Genomic DNA, 795 nt, shown 5'->3' with positions numbered 1-795 from the left:
CTCATAGCCAATAGATGACGAGTGCTGCGAGGGCGATGGCTGACAGGAAGACCTTCGGGCACCTGTCGTAGCGGGTCGCCACACGCCGCCAATCCTTCAGCCTGCCGAACATGATCTCGATGCGGTTGCGCCGTTTGTAGCGGCGCTTGTCGTGCTTTACCGGATTCTTCCGTTGCTTCCGTCCAGGAATGCAGGCGCGTATCCCTTTGTCCTTCAACGCTTCTCTGAACCAGTCGGCGTCGTAACCGCGATCACCCAGAAGCCATTCAACATCCGGCAGGCTGCTCAGCAATGCTCGTGCGCCGATGTAGTCGCTGACCTGACCTGCCGTGACGAACAGGTTGAGGGGGCGGCCCTGGCTGTCGCAGATGGCGTGCAGCTTGGTGTTCATGCCGCCTTTGGTTCGGCCAATCAGACGGCCACGCCCCCCTTTTTGACGCCCATGCTGGTCGCTGTCCGGTGGGCTTTCAGATAGGTGGCGTCGATCATCACGGTCTTCTCCTCGCCGTGGTCGGCAGCCAGACCTGCCATCATCTGCGCGAAGATGCCTTTGTCGCTCCACCGCTTCCAACGGTTGTAAAGGGTCTTGTGTGGGCCATAGGCCGAAGGGGCGTCGCGCCATCTCAACCCATTGCGATTAATGAAGATAATCCCGCTCAATACACGTCGGTCATCGACGCGGGGTCTGCCATGGGACTTCGGGAAGAAAGGCTCTAAACGCGCCATCTGCGCGTCTGTAAGCCAGAAAAGATCAGACATGTTCACCGCTCGTTTTCGAACCGTGAATCACGCCGC

At 59.1% G+C, this 795-nt stretch carries 1 protein-coding gene; it reads right to left on the bottom strand.

Annotated elements, in window-relative coordinates:
- Position 1: 1 nt before the first annotated feature.
- A protein-coding gene (locus tag ACR1XY_RS24645; RefSeq protein ID WP_480544160.1) for an IS5 family transposase occupies positions 2-759 on the bottom strand; the annotation gives its coding sequence in 2 pieces (ribosomal slippage) (positions 2-438 and positions 438-759; 759 coding nt in all).
- Between the last annotated feature and the right edge of the window lie 36 nt (positions 760-795).

The organism is Ruegeria sp. AD11(2025), assembly GCF_056542405.1.
This window is presented reverse-complemented; position numbering and strand designations above follow the sequence as displayed.